This window comes from Sanguibacter sp. TS_SC_8 (assembly GCF_055361235.1).
In genome coordinates this window covers 4,060,595-4,080,262 of the sequence record NZ_CM143955.1, presented here as the reverse complement: position 1 = coordinate 4,080,262, position 19,668 = coordinate 4,060,595, and the positions used below count along the sequence as shown (strand labels likewise).

The window sequence follows — 19,668 nt, the reverse complement described above, 5'->3', positions numbered from 1 at the left end:
CTCTTTCTAGCGGCTCACGGTGCGACCGTCGCCAGGAAGCGGCTGTAGCTGTCGATGGCTCCGGGAGCGAGAAGCCCGCGAGGCCAGACGATGCCGGTCGCGAGGCCGACGGCGTCGACGTCCTCCATCACCGGGCGTGCCAGCGAGTGCGCGCCGTCGACGTGGTCGACGGTGAGCCGGGGGCCGAAGGTCAGGGCGTACGTCCGCTCGGTCTCCGCGACGTCGACGTTTCGGTCGCGCGTACCCACGATGAGGTGGACGGGGATGTCCCGGATGGACGCCGTGCGCAGGTCAGCTGTCGCGTCGGAGCGGAAGTTCCGCAGGACGAAGCCCCAGCGCTCAGCCGTCATGGGCTCCGAGTCGGTCGTCGCCTCGCGGTACTCGTCGTAGGTTGCCCCCCGTTCGAGCAGCTCGCGAGTCTGGTCGCTGGTGGCGAGGGCCAGGCTGCGCTCGTGCGAGTCGGCCCCGTCGTGGTCGAGCTCGGCGAGGAGGTTGAACCGGCCCTGCCGGAGCCAGTTGACGGCCGGACCGACCGCCACGACGGCGTCGATGTCGTCGCGGGTCGCCACGACCTTGGGGAGCACCCATCCGGCCTGGCTCGCTCCCCAGAGCACGACCGTCCCGGTCGGGAGATCGTCCTGCTGGTGAGCCCAGTCGAGGACGGCGGCGACTTCTGCTGCGCGATCGTCCATGGACTGCGCCAGCCACTCTCCCTCCGACTCGCCGACCCCCGGCTTGCTCCAGGAGAGCGTGGCGTAGCCGGCGTCGGCCGCCCCTTCGAACCATGGCGCATACAGCCCGCCTTGCGTGGCGTCGACGGGCCCGTCGCCGTGGACCATGACCACCAGCCCACGCGCTCGGCCGTCAGCGGGAAGGGTCAGCACCCCCTCGAGCCGGCCGTCGGGACCGCTGATCGTGACCGACCGCTGGGTGTAGCGAAAGTCGTTGCCGATCAGGGCCGTCATCGCCACCGCCAGGACGGATGCCACCAGCACGATGACCACGATCCGAACTCGACCCGCACATATCTTTCTGCTCACGATCGGAGTCTATGCGATAGTTCAGTATGGACGCACTGCAGACCACACTCGGCTTCGCCGAACACCAACGCACCCGTGTCGGAGCGCTCTACTGGGAGGCGTTCGGCCGCAAGCTGCGCCCAGCCTTCGCCGACGACGCCACCGGACTGGCCCTCGTGCAGGCGACCCTGAGCCCCGACCGGGTCCTCGTCGCCCGGCTCGGCGACGTGATCGCTGGCGTCTGTGGCTTCTACGAGGGCGACCGGGGTGCCGTGGACCTGACCTGGGCCGCCCTGCGTCGGCAGCTGTCCACCCGGGCGTCCATCCGGGCTGGCCTCCTGCTGGCGGTGCTGGCACGCGGGGAGCACCCCGGCGCACTCGTGCTGGACGGGATCTGCGTGGACGCAGACCTGCGCGGTCACGGCATCGGGTCAGCCCTGCTGGCGGCCGCGAGCGAGCAGGCTCGCCGCCGCGGCGCCCGGGCGGTCCGGCTCTCGGTGGTCGACACCAACCCCCGGGCTCGCGCCCTCTACCAACGCCTGGGGTTCCAGCCGGTCGACGCAGGATCGCTCGGGCCGCTCAGCGCGGTGTACGGTTTTGGGCGATACACAGTGATGGAACGAGAGGTCGACCAGTGACCGAGCCGCTCGCGCCCCGGACCATCGTCGAAGCGTTCCTGCCGGCTCACGGAGCGGTCCCGCTCGCGGTCGTCTACAACACCGCCAACCGCGCCGGCGTCGACGACCAGCCGCTGCGCCTGACCATCCGCCGCATGATCGCTGCGGGGGACGTCACCCAGCAGGGACGTGGACGATCCGGCACCCTCTCGCTCACCGAGACCGGACAGGCCCGTCTTCACCGAGACCGCGTCGGCCTGGCGCTGGCGTTCGCCCAGGACGCGGGACAGGCCCCGTGGGACGGGCGGTGGCGGCTCGTCGCGCTCAGCGTCCCAGAACGTGACCGTGCCGTGCGCGACGCACTCCGCCGCGCCCTCCTCGACGCAGGTGCGGTCGCGATCACCAACGGGCTCTATGTCAGCCCGCACGAGCTCGGAGAGATGCTCCCGCCGGATGCGCGCACCCACCTCGCCACCGCGACGACCGACGACCTCGACGTCCGCGGGACGAACGAACCGCACGCTCTGACAGAGATGCTGTGGCCGTCCGCCCCCATCATCGCGGCCCACGAGCGCGTCGACCGGGCACTCCGGGACGACGTCGTGGACAGCACGGCCCCGGTTCCCGTACGCCAGCTCCGGCTCGCCGACGCGCTCGACCGCGCGATACGCCATGACCCGCTCATCCCTCGAGAGCTCCGCGCCGCGCCATGGCCCCCCAGCTCCACCCGCACGGCCTGGGGTGAGCGCTGGGAGACCCTGCGCCAGCAGGCCGACGACCACCCGCTCTATGACGGCTGGTGACGATGGAACGTGGAGTGTTGCAGTTCCGCGTCGACGGACCATGTGCGGGTATGGGACGAAGGAGCAGACCGTGAAGCGGGACACAGATGTGGTGTTCCAGGAGGTGTTCCGAGCGACGTACCCTCACAGCGCGTCGGTGAGGAAACACTCGATTGACGTCTCAGACGGGACCTTGTCGGAGACCGTCTACGTCGACGACACCGGTGGCGCGGCACGCTGCTGGAGCAGGGGGCCCGTGAAACCGCACCGCCGGTCGACCCGCCGTCCGGCGGGCTCCACGAGCGTCGCGTCTTTCTCGACGCCGCCCGCCCGGACCCGGCCGTTCGGGTCGGCCAGGGCATGGCGGAACCAGCCGTTGCCTCGGCCGTGGGTCGACCGGATGTAGAGGTCCTCACCGGCCCGCACGACCCAGATCGTCACCGGCGGGTGCCATGCCCGTCGGAGCGCCGCGTGGACACCTCGAGCTCTTCGGCCGTCCCGACCTTGACCAGCTCGTCGTTCGTCCATCCAGCCATCACCGTGCTCCTTCGCTCGTCGGTCACCGGCGCTCGGCCGACAGCCGCGGCCACCCCGACTGAACCTACGACGATCGGCCCCGGCCTTCCACCGCGCCAGACGACGGGCTTGAGTGGAGAATCTGCTGCATCACCTGGCCGCCATCCGAAGGAGACCCCCATGACCCGGTACGTCATCGGCCCGGACGTCGCCCTGTACCTGGCGCGCGAGGACCTGGTCGTCTCTCCTGACCATCAGCTCCTCTCGCCCACGCTCATCCGGTCGCAGGTGCTCAGCCGCCTGTACGCGGCGGTGCGCCGCGGGGAGGTCGACCGCAAGGATGCGGAGTGGCAGCTGGACCACGTGCGCGGGCTGCGGATGCGGTTGCTCGGCGACCGGGTGCTGCAGCGGGTGGCGTGGGACCTGGCCGCGGAGCTCGACCTGCCGGACACCTCCTCGGCGGAGTACCTGGCCCTGACCCGGTTGCAGGGGGACGCGTTCATCACGCTCGACGCCGAGCTCGCCGAGACGGCCCGCCGGGTGGTCGCGGTCGTGTCAGTGGCGCACCTGACGTGAGCCGGCTCCGGTCGCGGCCGACGACGACTCATGAGGCGTGCCCCCCGCCCCGGGATGGGCGAGGGGCACGCGGTCGAGGAGGATTCGCCTGTGCGGGTCAGCGCACCAGCGTGAGCACGCCCGGTCGGTAGGGCAGCCGGCCGTAGTCGCCTCCTGAGCTCGGCGAGCGGCCCTGGTAGAGCAGCCGGAGGTTGCACGGGTCGACGGTCATCGTCTGGTCGGCGTTGGTGCGGAGCAGCTCACCGTGGCTGATGTCATTGGTCCAGGTGGCACCGCTGTTGGCCTTGCCGGCGAAGGGGTTGCCCTCGGTGGCGGCCTGCGGGGTCCACGAACCGCCCAGGCTCGTGGCCGTGAAGGAGCGGAAGTATCGTCCCTGGGATCCGACCGCCTCGACGATCATGAGGTACTGGCTCTGCCCCTGGAGCTTGTAGACCTGGACCGCCTCGAACAGGTTGTTCGTCGTGTCGCTCATGACGACCGTCGAGGTGGCGCCGAAGTTCCCCGGGAAGTTCCCAAGGGGCATGCTCGTGCGGTAGATCTTGCCGTTGTCCCCGGCGAAGAACAGGTACATGTTCGTGCTGTCAGCGATGAGCGCCTGGTCGATCGGACCGGTGGAGGAGTTCGAGATCGTTCCGGAGAACAAGGTCTGGGGCGCCGACCACCCGTTGACGTTGGACGGGTCGGTCGAGGTCCGGTAGGAGAAGGATGGCCCGCCCCACTGGTACGCCATCACCCAGATGCTCTTCGGGGCGAAGTAGAACAGAGACGGGGCGACGGCCGTGAACGGCATCGAGTTCTGGCTCGCTGAGGCCATCTCGGAATAGTTCGTGAACAGGCCAAAGTTCATCGACCCCCACGACGACGCGTTGTCGTGCGTGGTGGCGTAGACGAGCTGCTTGCCGTTGAACGGGGCGACGGTGAAGTCCTTGAGCGACGACCATCCAGCCTTCGGGTTCGCCAGCGAACCTGTCGACGTCCAGCGGTAGGTCGACGGCAGGGTGCAGGTGCCGCCCGTCGGGGGCGTCTCCGGCGTTGTCCCTGCGCCGACCCGGACGAGCTGCCACTGCTGGTTGTTCCCGCCCCAGCTCGTGTACTGGACGATGCTGCCGCCGTCGGCGGTGGAGGCGCCTTGGACCTCGAGTGCCTTGCCCGAGTTTCGGTTGATGAACGTGACGTAGCCACCCGCCGCGTCCTGGAGCTTGAACTGCTGGTTCGTCTGGTTGCGGTCGGTGTACTGGACGACGGATGCGCCGTCGGCGGTCGAGTAGTTGAAGACGTCGAGCACCTTCCCCGAGAGTCGCGACTTGATCCGGTAGTACCCGTCACCGGAGTCGACGAACTGCCATTGCTGCTGGGCGCCGTCGTTGCGGGTCCACTGGGTGATCCGTGCCCCGTCCGTGGTCGCCAGGTTGTACACGTCCAGGGCTTTGCCGCTGGTCCTGTTCACCAGCACGTACGACGCGGTGACGTCGACGGTGGCGGCCGAGGCCGCCGGCGCGGCCGCCACGGCCACGACGCCTGCTGACACCGCGGTGGCGATCGCGACCAGCGCGGACGCCCATCGGCGCCGGATACCCTGCACGGGGCTCGTCGGCCCGTGCACTAGTGCTCGTCTCATGGTGCTCTCCTTTGAGTCATGGATTGGAACGAGGCCCCGGCCGGCGAACGGCGGCCGGGGCCGATGTGCGTCAGGTCAGCCGACGCGGACGAGCTGCCACTGCTGGTTGCTTCCGCCCCAGCTCGTGTACTGGACGATGTTGCCGCCGTCGGCGGTGGAGGCCCCTTGGACCTCGAGTGCCTTGCCGGAGTTCCGGTTGATGATCGTCAGGTATCCGCCGGAGGACGTCACTGTGAACTGCTGGTTCGTCTGGTTGCGGTCGGTGTACTGGACGACGGATGCGCCGTCGGCGGTCGAGTAGCCGGAGACGTCGAGCACCTTGCCTGAGAGCCGGGACTTGATCCGGTAGTACCCGTTTCCGGAGTCGACGAACTGCCATTGCTGCTGGGCGCCGTCGTTGCGGGTCCACTGGGTGATCCGCGCCCCGTCTGCCGTCGACAGGTTGTACACGTCCAGGGCCTTGCCGCTGGTCCTGTTCACCAGCACGTACGACGCATTGACATCGATCGTGCCGTTCGACGGCGGGGTGGTGGGCGGGGTGCTCACCGCGTTCAGCGCGTTGAGCGTCGAGGTGTAGGCGGCCTTCTTGTTGCCGGCCGCGTCGAAGAGCAGCGGGTTGGTCCCGGTGCGCCACGAGTCGTTGTCCCGCACGCCCCAGACCGTGATGCCCGTGCAGCGGGTCACGGCGAGGCACGCGCGTGTCACCGTGGCGTACGCGTTGGCCTGGTTGGATCCCTGCTCGATGTCGAGCTCGGTGATCTGGACGTCGACCCCGAGGTCGGAGAAGCGCTTGAGGTTTGCCTGGTAGTCGGCTGGGACGGTGGTGCCCAGGTGGCTCTGGAACCCGACGCAGTCGATCGGGACGCCGCGGGCCTTGAAGTCGCGGACCATGGTGTAGATGCCCGTGGACTTCGCGTTGATGCCGTCGGTGTTGTAGTCGTTGTAGCAGAGCTTGGCCCCGGGGTCGGCGGCGCGGGCAGCGCGGAACGCGGCCTCGATCCAGTCGTTGCCGGTTCGCTGCAGGTTGGAGTCACGTCGTCCGCCGCCGTTGCCGTCGGCGAAGGCCTCGTTGACCACGTCCCAGGTGTGGATCTTGCCCTTGTAGTGGGTGGCGACCTGCGTGACGTGGTTGATCATCGCGTTGCGGAGCGTCGACCCGGACATGCTCTGCATCCAGGCCGGCTGCTGGGAGTGCCAGGCGAGAGCGTGCCCACGGACCTGCTTGCCGTTCGAGCGCGCCCACGTGACGATCTGGTCGCCGCGGGTGTACGTGAACTGGCCCTGGTTGGGCTCGGTCGCGTCCATCTTCATCTCGTTCTCGGCTGTGATCATGGTGAACTCGCGGTTCGCGACGTTCGAATAGGTGGAGTCGCTCAGTTTCCCCGCCGCGACGGCGGTGCCGAAGTAGCGCCCGCTCTGCGCGGCCGCAGCACCCAGACTGCTCGCGGCACCCTGTGCTGGCGCTGTCACCGCCAGTCCCGTGGCTGCGGTGGTGATGGTCAGCAGGGCAGCGAGCAGACCGCGGCGGACCCGTCGTGATGTCGTCTTCATGCGTACCTCTTTCTGAGGATCTGCGCCATCGCCATCGATGACGCGAACGGTCGCTCCCGACAGTGCCGCGCCGGTGCATGAGGCGAGAACCTGTCTTCGCGACCGCAGATGTTTGCGTTCACAATCGCAGTGCCAGGCGTGGAACACAACCGTTTCATGCATGTATGAAACGTTTCGTATCGGAGACGACGCGAAAGGTCAGGCGACGCGGTACGTCGCGTCGACGGCTACATCCACGGGCCTCCGGGCCCGAAGACGAGGCGGGCGAAGCGCTCGCCGATGATCTGGTGGGTGTCGGCGTCGGGATGCAGAGCGTCGCGCAGGGGGTGCGCCGCGGCGTCGGGCATGCCGTAGAGCGCGCGGCCGTCGAGGTACTGGAGCAGCGGGTCCTCCACCTGGCGGGCCGCGACCAAGCGGGCCATCTCCTGGCGGATCACCGCGAGCGTGAGCTTGCCGGAGGCGACCTCGGCCGGGTTCCCGGTGGCCATGAAGCGGACGGTGCCGGTACCGAGAGAGGCGGGGTCGGGCATGCCAGGGCCGGGGGTGTCCTCGTGGATCGGGCACAGGATCGGGGAGACGAGGAGCAGGGGAGTGTCCGGGTGGCCGTCGCGGATCGTGTCGAGGAAGCCATGCATCGCCGGGACGAAGGCTCGCACCCGCATCGCGTCGAGATTGACGATGTTGATGCCCATCTTCACGCTGATGATGTCCGCCGGGGTGTCCCGGAGCGTGCGGGCGGTGAGCGGGTCGAGGAGCGCGCCGCCACCGAAGCCGAGGTTGACGAGATCCACCCCGGCGGTGCGCGCGGTGATGGCCGGCCAGGTGCCGGTCGGGGTGAGGGCGTTGGATCCGTGGCTGATCGAGCTGCCGTGGTGCAGCCACACGCGGCGGTCGCCCGCGGGTACGGGGCGGACGGGAGCGTCGGCGCGCAACGCGACGAGCTCGGTGAGCTCGTTGTGCGGCAGCCACAGCTCGACGGTCTTGTCCCGGGCGGGCAGGCCGCGGAAGGCCACGGTCCCGGCGTCGCCGGCGTGCAGGTCGCGGGCGCCGGTCGTCATGTCGATGGACAGGACGTTGCCGCCGGTCACCGTTCCCTGACCGGTGAGGACGCCGTCGACGAGCAGCTCGTACACGCCCTCAGGCCGCGCGGGCGCGCCGACGTAGGAGATGCGGGTGGGGCGGGTGTCGAGCTCGATCACGGTTGCCGTCGTGTGGAAGACGAGGCGGATGCCTGCCGGCTGGGACTCGGCCATGAGCAGCTGCGGGTCGGAGAACTGGCGCCGGGCCCAGGCCGGGAGCCGGTGCGGTTGGACGCCCCGAGCGGTGTGCTCGAGCTCGATCGCCCCGCGGACGAGGTCCTCGGTGAGCGGGACGGTTCGGGTGAGGGGGGTACTCATCGTGAGTTCTCTCTGTGTTCTGGGGGGTCAGGCGTGTGCGTCGGTCGTGCCTTCGCGGACCGGGTCGTCGTCGGGCGTGGATGGCCAGTGACGCAGCGCCGTGTCGAGGGCCTGGGTCATCCGGGTCCACGACGTCTCGGGGTCCGGGTCGGAGTGGTCGAAGCTGCCGTTGGCCTGCAGCCGGAGGAAGCCGTTGACCGTGCTGCCGGCGAGACGGACCGCGTGGGTCCGCTCCTGCGGGGGCAGGTCGTAGCCGATCATGATGCCCAGCATCAGGGCCGCCACCCTGGTGCCGGCGGGCCCGGCCTCGGGGGCGGTGATGCGGGTCTGGGTGGCTTCCCACCGGCCCGGATGCTCCTTCGCGTAGGTGCGCATGACCGTGACGAGGGCATCGAGCGCTGCGCGTCCCGAGCGCCCGGCCAGGGCGATCGACAGGTGATCGGCGAGCTCGGACAGCGCGAGAGTGCTGATTCGTCCCCGAAGGTCGTCGGATCCGCGCAGGTGGGAGTACAGGCTGGCGGGCTTCACGCCGACGCGCCGGGCCAGCTCGGACACGGTGACCTGCTCGAAGCCGACCTCGTCGGCCAGGTCGGCGGCTGCGGTCGTGAGCGATTCGATCGTGAGTCCTGCCCGTGCTGCCACGCGACACACATCCCTACTACTCCTAGGTGATTACCTACAGAGTATAGGCATGGCTGAAGTTGATCGTCGCGTCCGGCACGGCGGTCGTGCTGGCCTGACGCCGTCGCGCTCAAGCAGGCGTGTGAGGTGCCGTCGTCGTGACCTTCGTGGGCAGCACCACCGCGCAGGCGATGACAACCAGGCCCACGACGGGAACGATGAGCAGTCCCACCCGCAGGCTCGTCGCGTCGGCGATCGCGCCGACCAACGGCGGTGCGACGAGGAAGCCGATGCGCAGCAGCCAGCTGACGATGGTCAGCCCCGTGCCCGGCGCGAAGCCCGGGATCTCGTCGGCGCTGTGCATCGCCGCCGGGATAAGGGTCGCGACGCCGAGCCCGGCCATGCCGAAGCCCACGATGGTCCCCACGACCGTGGGCACGGCGAGGGCGAAGCCCATCCCGAGGAACACGATGCTCCCGCCGGCGCGCGCGACGGTCCGCTGACCGAAGCGGTCGACCAGCGGGTCCCCGAAGATCCTGCCGACGAACTGCAGGCCCTGCAGCGCGATGAACCCGAAGCTCGCGACGACGGTCGTGGTCTCGAAGGTGCCGGTGAGGTAGATGGCCGCCCAGGAGGCGCCGGAGTCTTCGACGATGCCCCCTGAGGCGGCGATGGCGACCAGCGCCAGCAGCACGCCGTAGCGCGCCACCATCGACGGCGCGGCCGTACTGCGCGGCGCGGAGGACGGTGCGGTTGACGGTGCAGCGGGGTCCGGGCCGTCGGCGGCGCGGGGTTCTGGTCCGGTCAGCAGCCAACGGTAGGACGCGAGTGCCGCGAACCCGAACACGGCCGAGGAGACGACCATGTGCTGGGTGGTCGACAGTCCGACGGCGGCGAGGATGGCGCCCATGATCCCGCCCAGCACCGCCCCCATGCTCCACACCGCGTGGAAGGAGTTGAGGATCGACCGGCCGTAGCGGCGCTGCACCCGCAGGCCGTGGGAGTTCTGGGCGACGTCGGTGATGGAATCCATCGCGCCGGACACGAACAGTCCTGCGGCGAGCATCGCCCACGAGGAGGAGGCCCCAGCGGTGATGAACCCGGTGGTCGCGAGCAGGGTCGCGCCGATTGCGACCTTCGCGGATCCCCAGCGGCGGATGAGCAGGCCGGCGCTGAGCCCGGCGACCAGCGCACCCAGCGGGAAGGCAGCCACCGCGGCGCCGAAGGCGGCGTTGGACAGGCCCAGGGCGTCCTTGATCTCCGGGTACCGGGGCAGGAGGTTGGCAAACAGGGCGCCGTTCGTGAAGAACAGGACGGCCACGGCCACCCGGGCCCGACGAGCCACCTGGTCCGGGCGGGAGACCTCACGATCGACGGCAGTCATGGCATGGCTCCAGGATCGAGGTGGGGGTGCCCGGCCCGTGCGGCGCAGGCGGCGTGAGTGCAACTGACAACGTTATCAGCGGGCCGCGCCCCGGCCCGGCTACCCCCAGGTGAACAGCTCGCCGCCGTCGGGCCCGGTGATCCGTGCCCGGGCACCATCGGTGACGTCGAGCTCGACGAGGATCGTGCCGCCGTCGCCGGTCTGCTCGAGGACGCAGCGGGTGTTGCTCAGCTCGCGCATGGAGGAGCGGGAGCGCAGCAGCCACGGGTGCTGGCGGCGCAGTGCGATCAGGGCGCGGTGGGCATCAGCCACACCCTCGTGCAGCCCTGGCAGGTCGTGGGGTGAGGCTGGGAAGGCTGGCCGCACGGCGTCGTCACCCCCGAGACGGTCCTCCTTGAGGCCGGTCATCGCGACCTCGTCGCCCGCGTAGATCGAGGGGATGCCACCGGTGGTCGCCAGGATCGCCAGGGCCAGCACCGCCTTGTCCGGTCCCACCCGGGTCGCTATGCGGGTGACGTCGTGGTTGCCGATGAAGGTCTGCGGCAGGAAGGACTCGAGCAGCTGGGTGTGACGGGTCAGGGTCCACTCGAGCTCGTAGAAGTTCTCCTGCTCGAGGCTGCTCCAGATCGCCTTCCACAGCTCGTACTGGGTCACGGAGTCGATCCCGGACTCGGCCACGTAGGCCGCGTAGTCGCCGTGGATCATCTCTCCGAGGATCCAGGCCTGCGGGTGCGCGGCCCGCACCCGCGGCAGGACCGCGGACCAGAAGGCCGGGTCGACGGCGTAGGCCGCGTCCAGCCGCCAGCCGTCCGCCCCGGCCTCGAGCCAGTGCGTCATGATGCCCGCGACCCAGTCGGCGACGGCAGGGTTGGCGTGGTTGAGGGCGACGAGGCTCGAGTGCCCCTCGAAGTCGGCGAAGTCCGGGCCTCCCGGGCCGTTCCAGTCGATGCGGAACCAGTCGGCGTGCTCGCCGTCGGGCCCCTGCTCGAGCGCGGCGACGGCCAGCGGGTGCTCGCGCCCGACGTGGTTGAACACGCCGTCGAGCAGGATGCGCACACCGCGCTCCCGGGCGGCGGAGACCAGCGCGTCGAAGTCCGCGCGCGTCCCCAGGCGCGCGTCGATCTCAAGGTGGTCGAGGGTGTCGTACCCATGGGTGCTCGAGGCGAACACCGGTCCGAGCAGGAGCCCGTTGAGCCCGAGCCCGATGACGTGGTCGAGCCACGGGACCAGGGCGCGCAGCCCGCCGTCGGGCGCCGGCGGGTGGTGCTCCTCGCGCACGGGGACACCGGCGAACCCCAGGGGGTAGACGTGCCACCACAGTGCGTGCTCGGCCCATGCGGCCATCGGTCACTCCCTCGCCGTGTCGAACTGCGTGAGAACACCCTATGCCGGGTTCGGATGGTCCTCGCCGGAGCGGTCCCACGAGGGGACACGGACTGCGCGAGAAGCATCTGGGTCACCAGATGTCGTGGGTCAGCCCTCCGATGCGCGCTCCCGGTAGGCGGTCGGCGTGACACCGTGGATCCGCCCGAACTGGCGGGAGAAATACAGCGGGTCCGCGTAGCCTGACGCCCGGGCCACCGCGGCGACCGGCAGCGACGTACCGTCGAGCAGCTCGCGCGCCCGGGCCATCCGCAGCTGCGTCTGGTGCTCGAGCGGTGAGACGCCGAGCTGATGGCGGAAGAGTGCACCCAGCTGGGACGTGCTGAGGCCGACCATCGCCGCCAGCGCCGCGACCGACGTCCGCTGCGGGGCCGTGGCCCGCAGGTGCTCGACGGCGCGGTCGACCGGGCTCAGGTCCGTCCCGGGGGAGCGCCGCCCGGTCGCGATGACGTGGGTGAACGCGTTCCACGCGGCCCCCGACGCCCGGATGAGCCCGGACCGGGTCGGTCCGGGGGCCAGCGCGTCGATGGCCTGGGAGACGAGGCTCGCGACGGGTGCGGCGTCGCGCAGGTGGGTGACCGGCCCACCCGCGGCCGCCCGCGCGGCGGCCACGAGGTCCGCGGCGTCGGCGCCGGTGACATGCAGCCACCACAACGTCCAGGGGTCGGCCTCGGCTGCTCCGTAGGCGTGCGGCGTGCCGGCGTCGAGCACGACGACGTCGCCCCGCCCGACGGCGAGGGTCCCTGTGGGGGTGCGGCACCAGCCCGACCCGCCGGTGCACACGAGCAGCACGTGCTCGGCGGCGCCCCGGGCGCGGGACCGGCCGTGGCGGGCAGCGCGGGGGAAGAATCCCGCGTCGGTGACGAGGAGCTTGTCCGTCACGGGGTGGTCCAGGGCGCGCTCGACCGCGGGCCGCGGAACGACGACCAGGCGCTGCCCGGCGAACCCCTCCCGCACGAGCCCAACCATCGATTCGTCCATGGACGCCAGTGGAACAACTATCGCCGGGCGGTGTCAACCGGGCCTAGCGTCGAAGCCATGCCCCGTGACGACTCGACGATCCAGCTGCCCCCCGCCCCCGAGGGCATCGCCCATCTACCCGTCCGTGCGTGGCAGGAGAGCGTCGAGATCGACACGTACGCCCCGGGCGCCCCGGACCGCTACCCGGCCTACCTCGACCAGCGGGTCTACCAGGGATCCTCGGGGGCGGTGTACCCGCTGCCGTTCATCGAGAGCGTGAGCCAGGACAAGGCCCCGCGCCGGTGGGCCGCGGTGCACCTGGAGAACGAGTACGTGCGGATCATGGTCCTGCCCGAGCTCGGCGGTCGGGTCCACGTCGGCATCGACACGACCCGCGGCTACGACTTCTTCTACCGCAACGACGTCATCAAGCCTGCGCTCGTGGGCCTGGCCGGGCCGTGGATCTCGGGTGGGCTCGAGCTCAACTGGCCCCAGCACCACCGGCCCGCCACCTTCCTGCCGTGCGAGGTGAGCATCGAGCACGAGCCGGACGGTGCGGTGACCGTGTGGTGCTCCGACCACGACCCCTTCGCGCGGATGCAGGGCATGCACGGGCTGCGTCTGCGCCCCGGCAGCTCCGTCCTGGAGGTGCGCGGCCACCTCGTCAACCGCACCGACGACGTGCAGACCTTCCTGTGGTGGGCGAACGCCGCGGTGGCCGTCAACGACGACTACCAGTCCTTCTTCCCCACCGACGTCCACGTCGTCGCCGACCACGCCAAGCGCGCGATCAGCACCTTCCCCGCCGCGCAGGGGAGCTACTACGGCGTCGACTACCCGGCCCGGCGCACCCCCGAGCGTCCGGACGGGGACCGCCTCGACTGGTACCGCACCATCCCCGTCCCGACGTCGTTCATGTGCCTGGGCAGCCAGGACGACTTCTTCGGTGGCTACGACCACGGCGCCCGGGCCGGGACCCTGCACTGGGCCGACCACCGGGTGGCCCCCGGCAAGAAGCAGTGGACCTGGGGGGACGCCCCGTTCGGGCACGCCTGGGGCGAGCACCTCACGGACACGAACGGCCCCTACGTCGAGCTCATGGCCGGGGTGTTCACCGACAACCAGCCGGACTTCGCCTTCCTCAAGCCGGGGGAGACCAAGACCTTCTCCCAGTACTGGTACCCCTTCCAGGAGATCGGCCCGGTGCACCAGGCGACCCGCGATGTTGCGGTCCGCCTCGACGTCGTGGCCGACGGCGCCGGCACCGCCGTGCGGATCGGGGTCGCCGCGACCTCGCGTCGCCCCGGGACCCGGGTGCTGCTGCGCGCGGACGCGGCGGGTGCGCCGGGTGCCGCCGACGCCGCGCACGCTCCGGGTGCCGCCGCGGTGACCGTGCACGAGGCGATCGTCGACCTCGCCCCCGACGCGCCGTACGTCCATGCGGTGACCCTCGACGGGTCGCTCGCGGCGACGGCGTGCGAGCTCGTCGTCGAGCACGACGGCACCGTGCTGCTCACCTGGCGCCCGCGCCCGGTCGACCCGGGAACCACCGGGGACGACGCCGTCCAGCCCGCGACGGAGCCGCGCACCCCGGAGCAGATCGGCTCCGTCGACGAGCTGTACGTCACCGGGGTCCACCTCGCCCAGTACCGGCACGCCACCCGCTCGCCCGAGCCCTACTGGCAGGAAGCCCTGCGCCGCGACCCCGGCGACGTGCGCAGCCACGTCGCCCTGGCCGCCCGGCGCCAGCACGACGGTCGCCTGGACGACGCCGAACGTCACCTGGGCGCGGCCACCGCGCGGCTCGTCAGCCGCAACCCCAACCCCCGCGACGGCGAGGCGCACTACCGCCTCGGTCTCGTCCTGGCCCGCCAGGGCCGTGTGGCCGAGGCTGCCGACGCGCTCGCCACCGCCCGCTGGGACCAGGCCTGGGCCGACGCCGCGACGGTGGCCGCAGTCCGCCTCGACCTCGCGGCCAGTGCCACCGGGACCTCGGCCAGCGCCGGGTCCCTCGCCCGGGCCACCGAGGACCTCCACGCGCTCCTGCTCCGGTCCCCGCAGCACACCCAGGCGCGCAACCTCGCGGCCGTCGCAGCGCGCCGTCGCGGCGACCTGATGGCGGCCCGCGCCCTCGTGCGCGGCACGCTCGCGGCCAACCCGCTCGACGCCTGGGCCCGCGACCTCGCGGTGCGGCTGGGTGCGCTGGGCGGGCACGGCGAGCAGGGCACGGCGCTGGAGGTGGCGCCGACCACGACGACCGACCCCACGATCGCCCTCGACGTCGCCCGCGAGTACCTCTCCGTCGGTGAGGACGTCGACGCCGTCGACCTCCTCGACCAGGCCATCCGGCTGCCGCTCGTGGCCGGGCAGCCGAACGTCGCGCCCCTCGCCCTGCTCTACCGCGCCGACCTGGCGCTGCGCCGCGGCGACGCCCAGGGGACCGACCGGGCGCTCGCAGCAGCGAGCGCCCTCGACCCCACGTGGTGCTTCCCCTCGACCCTCGACAACGACCTGCTCGCCCGACTGCGCGCCCACCGGCCCCACGACCCGCTGCTCGCAGCACTCCAGGGGCACTGGCTCTACGCCGCGGGCCGCGGTGAGGAGGCGATCGCCGCCTGGGAGACCGCGGTGCGAGAGGCAGCCGCCACCGGTGCCGGCGCCGACCCGGTGGTCCTGCGCAACCTCGGGATCGCCGCCCACAACGTCGGGGGTGACCCCGCCCTGGCCGAGCGCTGGTACGCCCAGGCGCGGGCGGCCGCGCCCGACGACGCCCGGCTGCTGCTGGAGGCCGACCAGCTCGCCGGCCGGCTGGGCCGCGACGCCGCGCAGCGCTCGGCGACCCTGCTGAGCCGACCCGACCTCGTCGCCGGCCGCGACGACCTCACGGTCCAGCTCGCCGAGCTCCTCACCCTCCAGGGTCAGGCTGCCGACGCCGTGGACCTGCTCGCCGCGCGTCGCTTCCAGCCCTGGGAGGGTGGGGAAGGACGGGTCCTCACCGCATGGGAGGAGGCGCACCTGCACCTCGCCCGCGAGGCGCTCGACGCCGACCCCGCTGACCCGGGACGGGCGATCGAGCTGGTCACCGCGGCGCTGCAGCCGCCAGCCTCCCTCGGGGAGGCACGCCATCCGCTGGCGAGCACCGCGGAGCTGCGCCTGCTCCTGGGGGACGCGCTCGCGGCGTCGGGCAGGGTGGAGGAGGCGCGGGAGGCCTGGATGAGCGCGGCCGACCAGCAGAGGGGCTCCGAGCAGGGGGACGTCCAGACGGTGGCGACCCAGGATTGCTCCGAGGCCGCGGCGTCGGTCACCGCGCTGCGCCGACTCGGGCGCCGGGAGGAGGCCGAGCGGCTGCGCGACGTCCTCGCCCGCTACGTCGCGGCGCAGACGGGCATCACCGCGCAGGTCGACTACTTCGCGACGTCCTTGCCGACGATGCTGCTGTTCACCGAGGACCTGCAGGCCACCCACGACGCCCGGGTCCAGGTGCTCACCGACCAGCTCGCCGCCCTCGACTCCGCCGACAACGCGGACGACGACACTCCCACCCCGAGCAGCATCACGGTCACCGACGCCTGGATCGACCGGGACGGGGCTCCGTGGATGCCGATCACCGGGGAGATCCACTACTCCCGCCTGCCGCGCGAGCGGTGGAGCGAGGTGCTGGGCCACGCCCGCGCGGGCGGGCTCACCTCGGTCGCGACCTACGTCCTGTGGCAGGCGCACGAGCCCGCCCCGGGCGACTTCCGCTGGGACGGCAACATCGACCTGCGGGCTTTCATCGAGCTGGCCGCGCGGCACGGGCTCGACGTCGTCGTGCGGACCGGACCGTGGGCGCACGGCGAGGCCCGCTACGGCGGGTTCCCGGACTGGCTGATCGAGCGGGACCTGGCGACCCGCACCAACGACCCCGCCTACCTCGCGCTCGTCCGCGCCTACTTCGCCCAGATCGCCGCGCAGCTGGAGGGCCTCGGGCACGCCGACGGCGGTCCGATCATCGCCTTCCAGATGGACAACGAGCTCTACGACCAGCCCGAGCACCTCGCCCGGCTGCGGGAGATCGCCGAGGAGCTCGGCCTGCGCGCCCCGATCTGGACCGCGACCGGCTGGGGCGGCGCGCAGGTCCCGGACACGCTGCTGCCGGTCTACAGCGCCTACGCCGACGGGTTCTGGGAGGACGAGACGACCGAGTGGCCGGCCTTCTCCCCGACGCACTTCCGGTACAGCGTGGTCCGCGACGACCTCTCGGTCGGTGCCGACCTGCGCGAGGCCCTGGACGGCGTGGTGCTCGACCCGGCGGCGCTTGCCGTGACCGGGACCGAGACCACCCCGTACGTCACCTGCGAGCTGGGCGGCGGCATGCATGTCGCCTACCACCGCCGCCCGCTCGTCACCGAGCGCGACGTCGCCGGGGTGGCGCTGGCCAAGCTCGGCAGCGGGTCCGTCTGGCAGGGCTACTACATGTACGCCGGCGGCACCCAGCGGGTGGGCGCTCGCGGCACCGAGCAGGAGTCCCAGGCCACCGGCTACCCCAACGACGTCCCCACCCGCACCTACGACTTCCACGCCCCGGTGGGCGAGCACGGCCAGATCCGCGCCCACCACCACCTGCTGCGCCGCCAGCACCTGTGGCTGCACGAGGACGGTCACCGCCTGGCGGCGATGGCCACGCGCGTCGGCGGCGGCAGCGACGACCCGGGCGAGCTGCGCTGGTCGGTCCGCTCCGACGGGACCAGCGGCTACCTCTTCCTCACCACCTACCAGCCGGACCGCAGCCCGCTGCTCGCCCAGGCCGGCGTGCAGCTCACGCTCGCCTTCGACGACGGCTCGGTGGCCGTCCCGGCCGTCCCGCTCGACCTGCCCGCCGGGGTCTCCCTCGTCTGGCCGCTGCGCTACCCGCTGACCCCCGCCCTCGTGCTGCGCAGCGCGACCGCCCAGGTGCTCACCCGGATCACGGACGACGACGGCGACATCGTCGTGCTCGCCGCGACCACCGGGGTGCCGGTCGAGCTCGTGCTCGACGGAGACGTCCCAGTGAGCGGGGCCGCGACCGGTCGCCGCGCGGCGGGAGCGACCGTGCTCACCCTCACCGAGCCCGCCGGCCCGGGCTGCCTCGTGCACCTGCCCGGAGTCCGGGTCCTGGTGCTCGGCGAGGCCGACGCCGACCGGCTCTACCGGCTCGAGGTCGGCGGGCGCGACCGCCTCGTCCTGTCGGACGCCCCGGTCTACGCCCTCGACGGCGCGCTAGTGGTGCACCCCGGAGCGGCGACGAGCACGGTCTGGATGCTCCCGGCGCCGACCGGGCTGGCCGTCGACACGCTCGACACGCCCGACACCGCGAACCCCGCCGACCCCGCTCTGCTGAGCGCCCCGCGCGACGCGGGCCCCTGGCGCACCTGGACCCTCCACACCCCGACGGCCGGGACCCGCCCGCTCCTCACCGAGCTGCACCCGACCCCCCAGGGCCCGGTTCCCGCCCCCACCCGCGGCGGCCCGATGCACCGCCTCAGCGCCCCGACCGACTCCTCCGGCGCGGCGCAGCTCCACGTCGGCATCCCGGCCGCAGCCCTCGCGGGCGCCGACCGGGCGCTGCTGCGCATCACTTGGACCGGGGACGTGGGCCGGGCCTGGATCGGTGACGAGCTGGTCAGCGACCACTTCTGGCACGGGCGGGTGTGGGACGTGGACCTCACGCCGTGGGCGCGGGAGGTCGCCGAGCACGGCGTCCGCCTGGAGCTGACGCCCTGGCACGCCGCGCACGGCATCTGGGTGGACCCCTCCGTCCGCGACGTGCCCGACGGCGTCCATGTCACCTCGATCGAGGTCGTCCGGGTCGCTCGTGCCATCCTGGTCGCCTCATGACGACGCCGACGATGATCACGACGCCCGCCGCCCCGGGCACACCGGCCACCCCCGGGCCCGCGACCCGTCGCCCGCCCGGTGTCCCCGCCCACCTTCCCGACCGTCTGGCGATCACCCTGTGGGACTTCTCCTGGTACGTGCGGACCGGCCCCGGCGAACCCTTCGAAGACCTCGACGCGGCCTTCGCCCGGGCCCGGGCGCTCGGCTACAACGCCGTCCGGATCTGCGCCATGCCGTTCCTGCTCTTCGCTTCCGGGCTGGACACCTCGGCGCTGCGCCTGGGGCCGATCGGTGGCGGCTACGCCGCCCGGGTGCGGTGGTACGACGTCGGGCAGCCCACGACCATCGACGCGCGCGCCCACCTGCTCGACTTCTTCCGGGCCGCGCAGCGGCACGAGATGGTGGTCATCGCGTCCTCCTGGGAGTACCAGCAGAGCCCGGCCTTCGCGGCCGACCGTGCCTGGCACGACGCCCTGCAGGGCGTCGACCCCGAGGAGCGGCTCGTCGTGCTCGGGGAGGCGATGGCGGACCTCGTCGACCTCCTCGCCGCCCACGACCTCGACCGGACCCTCGCCTTCGTCGAGCTGCACAACGAGGTCCAGGCCGGTCACCTCACCGCGGGCCTGCCCGGGGTCGAGGACGTCGTCGTCGAGCTGCAGGCCCGGCTCGAGGCGGGGCACGCCGCCTTCACCCGGCGCCACCCGGGTGTGCTGTGCGGGGTCAACTACGCCGCGGTCCCGGTGACCGCGATGCGCGGCGTGCCGCGCAACGCCGGAGCGCTCGTGGTCCACCCCTACGTCTACGGCGTCCTCGACGACCTCGTCGAGGAGTTCGTCCTGCGCGGGGACCCCGCGGACTTCCCCCAGGCCCGGGCCGACGCCGAGCTGCTGCGCCCCGGGGCGCCCCGCCTCGCGCAGTGGGCACCGCCCGCGGACGAGGCGTGGAAGCAGCAGGCCTCGATCGTCGGGCTCGCCGAGATCTACCTCCACGACTGGTGCGACCCGGCCGCGGTGGACCGCTGGCTCTACGAGCGCTACGGCGCCCACCGGATCGCGATGGCGAACCGGCTGCGCGAGTGGATCGGGGTGGCCGCCGACCACGCCGCCCGCCTGGGCATCCCGCTCGTGCTCGGCGAAGGCTGGGTCGGGTACACCCCGCGGGACTGCCGCTTCGAGGAAGGTCCCGTCGGCGCGCAGATCTGCCGCGACGCCGTCGCCCTGTCCGCGCAGGTCGGGGCGTGGGGTTCGGTTGTGTGCTCCAACGCCGCCCCGCACCACGCGATGTGGGCCGACGCCGAGCTGCAGAGGGAGTGCACGGCGGTGCTGCTCGAGGTGGTCCCACCCCAGGGTGACCCACTCTGATCCACTCTGACCTCCCCTGACCGGTCT

Annotated in this window: 14 protein-coding genes; 5 read left to right on the top strand and 9 right to left on the bottom strand. The window is 72.0% G+C overall.

The annotated features are described in order from the left end of the window. Positions 1–14: 14 nt before the first annotated feature. Positions 15–1,004 (bottom strand): alpha/beta hydrolase family protein, encoded by a 990-nt coding sequence (locus ACWA15_RS18335; protein WP_464057105.1) that lies wholly within the window; start codon positions 1,002–1,004, stop codon positions 15–17. Between the two features lie 62 nt (positions 1,005–1,066). Between ACWA15_RS18335 and ACWA15_RS18330 the strand changes: the two genes are divergently transcribed. Together ACWA15_RS18330 and ACWA15_RS18325 are read left to right on the top strand one after the other, a co-directional pair. Further along, positions 1,067–1,657 (top strand): GNAT family N-acetyltransferase, encoded by a 591-nt coding sequence (locus ACWA15_RS18330; RefSeq protein WP_464057104.1) that lies wholly within the window; start codon positions 1,067–1,069, stop codon positions 1,655–1,657. Then, complete coding sequence (locus tag ACWA15_RS18325; RefSeq protein WP_464057102.1) at positions 1,654–2,439, top strand: PaaX family transcriptional regulator; 786 nt, start codon at positions 1,654–1,656, stop codon at positions 2,437–2,439. Before ACWA15_RS18330 ends, ACWA15_RS18325 begins: the two co-directional genes overlap by 4 nt. Before the next feature lie 186 nt (positions 2,440–2,625). On the opposite strand, the gene ACWA15_RS18320 is transcribed toward ACWA15_RS18325, so the two are convergent. Beyond that, positions 2,626–2,859: a DUF2255 family protein gene (locus tag ACWA15_RS18320; protein ID WP_464057101.1), complete on the bottom strand. Its 234-nt coding sequence runs from the start codon at positions 2,857–2,859 to the stop codon at positions 2,626–2,628. 255 nt (positions 2,860–3,114) lie between these two features. On the opposite strand from ACWA15_RS18320, the gene ACWA15_RS18315 reads away from it, so the two are divergent. Further along, positions 3,115–3,510 (top strand): type II toxin-antitoxin system VapC family toxin, encoded by a 396-nt coding sequence (locus ACWA15_RS18315; RefSeq protein WP_464057100.1) that lies wholly within the window; start codon positions 3,115–3,117, stop codon positions 3,508–3,510. 97 nt (positions 3,511–3,607) lie between these two features. Here ACWA15_RS18315 and ACWA15_RS18310 read toward each other — a convergent pair whose 3' ends face one another. The 7 genes from ACWA15_RS18310 to ACWA15_RS18280 form a co-directional block, all read right to left on the bottom strand. After that, complete coding sequence (locus tag ACWA15_RS18310) at positions 3,608–5,128, bottom strand: non-reducing end alpha-L-arabinofuranosidase family hydrolase (protein ID WP_464057099.1); 1,521 nt, start codon at positions 5,126–5,128, stop codon at positions 3,608–3,610. Between the two features lie 75 nt (positions 5,129–5,203). Continuing rightward, positions 5,204–6,679, bottom strand: a complete 1,476-nt coding sequence (locus ACWA15_RS18305; protein ID WP_464057098.1) for a glycoside hydrolase family 10 protein — start codon at positions 6,677–6,679, stop codon at positions 5,204–5,206. 227 nt (positions 6,680–6,906) lie between these two features. Beyond that, the gene (locus ACWA15_RS18300) at positions 6,907–8,076 is read right to left on the bottom strand and encodes an SGNH/GDSL hydrolase family protein (protein ID WP_464057096.1); all 1,170 of its coding nucleotides are present in this window, start codon (positions 8,074–8,076) and stop codon (positions 6,907–6,909) included. A gap of 27 nt (positions 8,077–8,103) precedes the next feature. Then, positions 8,104–8,718 (bottom strand): TetR/AcrR family transcriptional regulator, encoded by a 615-nt coding sequence (locus ACWA15_RS18295; protein WP_464057094.1) that lies wholly within the window; start codon positions 8,716–8,718, stop codon positions 8,104–8,106. Positions 8,719–8,827: 109 nt separating this feature from the next. Continuing rightward, positions 8,828–10,081: an MFS transporter gene (locus ACWA15_RS18290; RefSeq protein ID WP_464057093.1), complete on the bottom strand. Its 1,254-nt coding sequence runs from the start codon at positions 10,079–10,081 to the stop codon at positions 8,828–8,830. A 99-nt stretch (positions 10,082–10,180) separates the two neighbouring features. Beyond that, complete coding sequence (locus ACWA15_RS18285) at positions 10,181–11,425, bottom strand: alpha-amylase family protein (RefSeq protein ID WP_464057091.1); 1,245 nt, start codon at positions 11,423–11,425, stop codon at positions 10,181–10,183. Positions 11,426–11,554: 129 nt separating this feature from the next. Further along, positions 11,555–12,445 (bottom strand): AraC family transcriptional regulator, encoded by an 891-nt coding sequence (locus tag ACWA15_RS18280; RefSeq protein WP_464057089.1) that lies wholly within the window; start codon positions 12,443–12,445, stop codon positions 11,555–11,557. 57 nt (positions 12,446–12,502) lie between these two features. Here ACWA15_RS18280 and ACWA15_RS18275 point away from each other — a divergent pair, with 57 nt between their 5' ends. Further along, positions 12,503–18,280, top strand: a complete 5,778-nt coding sequence (locus ACWA15_RS18275; RefSeq protein ID WP_464057088.1) for a DUF5107 domain-containing protein — start codon at positions 12,503–12,505, stop codon at positions 18,278–18,280. Beyond that, complete coding sequence (locus ACWA15_RS18270; protein WP_464057087.1) at positions 18,277–19,641, top strand: cellulase-like family protein; 1,365 nt, start codon at positions 18,277–18,279, stop codon at positions 19,639–19,641. The genes ACWA15_RS18275 and ACWA15_RS18270 overlap by 4 nt, the downstream gene beginning before the upstream one ends. Positions 19,642–19,668 lie beyond the last annotated feature (27 nt).

What these genes read in the sequence shown, in the direction of transcription:
- ACWA15_RS18330 (WP_464057104.1), top strand. Translation starts at nt 1,067, where the DNA reads ATGGACGCACTGCAGACCACACTCGGCTTCGCCGAACACCAACGCACC.
- ACWA15_RS18315 (WP_464057100.1), top strand. Translation starts at nt 3,115, where the DNA reads ATGACCCGGTACGTCATCGGCCCGGACGTCGCCCTGTACCTGGCGCGC.
- ACWA15_RS18310 (WP_464057099.1), bottom strand. Translation starts at nt 5,128, where the DNA reads ATGAGACGAGCACTAGTGCACGGGCCGACGAGCCCCGTGCAGGGTATC.
- ACWA15_RS18305 (WP_464057098.1), bottom strand. Translation starts at nt 6,679, where the DNA reads ATGAAGACGACATCACGACGGGTCCGCCGCGGTCTGCTCGCTGCCCTG.
- ACWA15_RS18300 (WP_464057096.1), bottom strand. Translation starts at nt 8,076, where the DNA reads ATGAGTACCCCCCTCACCCGAACCGTCCCGCTCACCGAGGACCTCGTC.
- ACWA15_RS18290 (WP_464057093.1), bottom strand. Translation starts at nt 10,081, where the DNA reads ATGACTGCCGTCGATCGTGAGGTCTCCCGCCCGGACCAGGTGGCTCGT.
- ACWA15_RS18285 (WP_464057091.1), bottom strand. Translation starts at nt 11,425, where the DNA reads ATGGCCGCATGGGCCGAGCACGCACTGTGGTGGCACGTCTACCCCCTG.
- ACWA15_RS18280 (WP_464057089.1), bottom strand. Translation starts at nt 12,445, where the DNA reads ATGGACGAATCGATGGTTGGGCTCGTGCGGGAGGGGTTCGCCGGGCAG.
- ACWA15_RS18275 (WP_464057088.1), top strand. Translation starts at nt 12,503, where the DNA reads ATGCCCCGTGACGACTCGACGATCCAGCTGCCCCCCGCCCCCGAGGGC.
- ACWA15_RS18270 (WP_464057087.1), top strand. Translation starts at nt 18,277, where the DNA reads ATGACGACGCCGACGATGATCACGACGCCCGCCGCCCCGGGCACACCG.